This window comes from Micromonospora craterilacus, from assembly GCF_003236315.1.
Taxonomy (GTDB): domain Bacteria; phylum Actinomycetota; class Actinomycetes; order Mycobacteriales; family Micromonosporaceae; genus Micromonospora; species Micromonospora craterilacus.
In genome coordinates, this window is record NZ_POTY01000418.1 from 1 (window position 1) to 2,706 (window position 2,706).

The following is a 2,706-nucleotide window of genomic DNA, read 5'->3' on the forward strand; positions in this document are numbered from 1 at the left end:
GGCAAGCAGGTGAAGGAGTGGACGCCGGAGAACGTCACCGCCGCCGTGGACGTACCCGCGATCGCCGCCAACTTGTTCGTGCCCAACGCGGTGGCCGGCGGGATGCCCGGCGCGGCCACCAGCAACGCCGGCAGCAGCAGCAAGCCGCCACCACCCACCACGGCGTCCACCCAGCCGGCCAGCGCGGCGGCGGTCAACAGGGTCGTGATGGTCAGCGGGTCCAGGTCCACGGGCCGTCATTCTTCCGACCCGGACCTACCCCGCGCCGCCGCCTGTGGCCAGCCTCACCGGCCGCGCTGCCGCGCCAGCCACATTCCCGCCACGCCGACCGCCAGGAACACCAGCATTGAACAGAGCAACGCCCGCACCATCGGGTAACTGTGCCATGACGTCGTTAAGGTGACACCGTGCGCCTGGCCACGTTCAACCTGCTGCACGGCCGATCCCTGACCGACGGCCTGGTCGACCCCGCCCGGCTCGCCGCCGCCGTGAACGCCCTCGACGCCGACGTCCTCGCCCTGCAGGAGGTCGACCGCGACCAGTCCCGCAGCGGCAACCTGGATCTCACCGCCATCGCCGCCCAGGCGATGGACGCCGCCGAGCACCGCTTCGCCGCCGCCGTGGTGGGCACCCCCGGCGAGGCGTTCCGCCCGCTCACCCACGACGACGACGGCCACGGCGAACCCTGCTACGGCGTCGGCCTGGTCTCCCGCCACCCGGTCACCACCTGGCAGGTCACCCGGCTGCGCCCCGCGCCGGTGCGCTCCCCGGTGTACGTGCCCGGCCCGGGCGGCGGCCTGGTGCTGCTGCGCGACGAACCCCGCGTGGTACTCGCCGCCGTGCTGGACACCCCACGCGGCCCGCTCACCGTCGCCGCCACCCACCTGTCCTTCGTGCCCGGGTGGAACGCCCGCCAACTGCGCCAGGTCGTCCGCGCCCTGCGGACGCTGCCCGCCCCGCGGATCCTGCTCGGCGACCTCAACCTGCCCGCCTGGGCCGTCCGGCTGGTCTCCGGCTGGCGGCTGCTGGGCCGCCGGCCCACCTATCCCGCCGGGCAACCCCGCGTCCAACTCGACCACGTCATCGCCGACCGGCACGGCTTCCGCCAACTCCCGCCGGTCAGCACCGTACGGACCCCGCTGTCGAGCATCTCCGACCACCGACCCCTGCTGGTCGACCTCGGCTGACCGCCGTCACCGACGCCCTACAGCTGGCCCGCCAGGCCGGCGGCTGACCGCGTCGCCCGCAACGCGTTGCGGAACAGCATCGCCACCGTCACCGGACCCACCCCACCGACCCGTGGCGTGATCGCCCCCGCCACCTGATCGCACGACGGGTCCACGTCCGGCAGCAACCGCCGCCTTTCGTACCGCACCCCACCACCGACCACCACCGCGCCCGGCCGCACATGCTCCGGCCGCACGATCCCCGGCACCCCGGCAGCGGCCACCAGGATCTCCGCCCGCCGGGTGTAACGCGGCCAGTCCGCCACCCCCGTGTGCACCACCGTCACCGCCGCGTTCGCCGTCGGCCGCTTCTGCGCCAACAGCAACGCCAACGGCCGCCCCAACGTCGCCCCCCGACCCAGGATCACCACCTCCCGACCGGAAACCGGCACCCCGTGGAACGCCAGCAGCGCCTCGATGCCCGCCGGCGTACACGGCAGGGGAGCGGACAGCCCCAACGCCAACCGGCCCATGTTCACCGGATGCATCCCGTCGACGTCCTTGTCCGGATCGAGGACCTGCAACGCCCGGTCGTAGTCCAGACCACCAGGGATCGGATGCTGCACCAGCACCCCGTGCACACCCGGATCCGCGTTGAAATCGGCCAGCACCGCATGCAGGTCGGCCTGCGACGCCGACGCCGGCAACCGTACGTGCGGCGAATCGAAGCCCAACTCCGCCGCCTGCCGCTGCTTGATCCGGATGTAACCGGCGCTCGCCTCGTCGTCACCCACCAGCACCGTCGCCAGCGCCGGGGTCACCCCCGCCGCCCGCAACCGCGCCACACCGTCGGCCACCTCGGCCAGAATCATCTCCGCCACCGGCCCACCGGGCAGCAGCCGGGCGGTCGTCATCGTCGTCGACATGGCTCACCTCGCCCGCGGAGGCCCAGGCGGACGACCTCCACGACGAGAGCTTCCCGATGGTCGATCCCATCCTCGGTGCCGCCAGTCGCGTCACCGTCAGCCTGCCACACACCGCCAGCGGTACGCCATCGCCGCGCCCTGGGCGGTGGTTACGCGACGGATCAGCCCGGGGGACCGAACGCCAACGCCAACCGCACCGCCGCGTCCCGCACCCCGGTGAACCGGCGCACCTGCGCCAACCGACCCGCCCGCACCGCCATCGCCGCCATCCGCTGCGTCGGCCGGCGCCGCAGCCCGTCGTAGCGGGCCAGCGCCGACGACACATCCGGCGCCGCCGCCAACGCGTCCGACAACGCCACCGCGTCGATCAACGCCTGACAGGCACCCTGACCCAGATCCGGCGTCATCGCGTGCGCCGCATCACCCAGCAACACCCGGCGCCCCTGCACGTACGTCGGCAACGGCGGCAGGAAATGCACGTCGTGATGCAACAACCCGACCGGATCGATCCGCCCCAGCACCGCCGGCAGCGGATCGTGCCAGTCGCCGAACCACCGCCGCAACGCCGCCAGATCACCCTCCGGCGGCCGGTACCCCTCCGGCGCGGCCACCGC

The 2,706-nt window shown here is 73.4% G+C and carries 3 protein-coding genes, 1 pseudogene and 1 riboswitch; of the genes and pseudogenes, 1 reads left to right on the top strand and 3 read right to left on the bottom strand.

The features are described from left to right. Positions 1-170 (bottom strand): annotated as a pseudogene (locus C1I95_RS33260) (hypothetical protein); the annotation flags it as partial. 237 nt (positions 171-407) lie between these two features. On the opposite strand from C1I95_RS33260, the gene C1I95_RS33265 reads away from it, so the two are divergent. Then, complete coding sequence (locus tag C1I95_RS33265) at positions 408-1,187, top strand: endonuclease/exonuclease/phosphatase family protein (RefSeq protein WP_111220018.1); 780 nt, start codon at positions 408-410, stop codon at positions 1,185-1,187. Between the two features lie 17 nt (positions 1,188-1,204). Here C1I95_RS33265 and C1I95_RS33270 read toward each other — a convergent pair whose 3' ends face one another. Further along, entirely contained in the window at positions 1,205-2,092 is an 888-nt protein-coding gene (locus C1I95_RS33270) for a bifunctional 5,10-methylenetetrahydrofolate dehydrogenase/5,10-methenyltetrahydrofolate cyclohydrolase (RefSeq protein WP_199524029.1), read from the bottom strand. Positions 2,093-2,105: 13 nt separating this feature from the next. After that, positions 2,106-2,191: riboswitch (ZMP/ZTP riboswitch) on the bottom strand. Between the two features lie 62 nt (positions 2,192-2,253). Next, positions 2,254-2,706, bottom strand: a 453-nt coding sequence (locus C1I95_RS33275) for an FAD-dependent monooxygenase (protein WP_199524030.1), incomplete at its 5' end; no start/stop codon positions are given.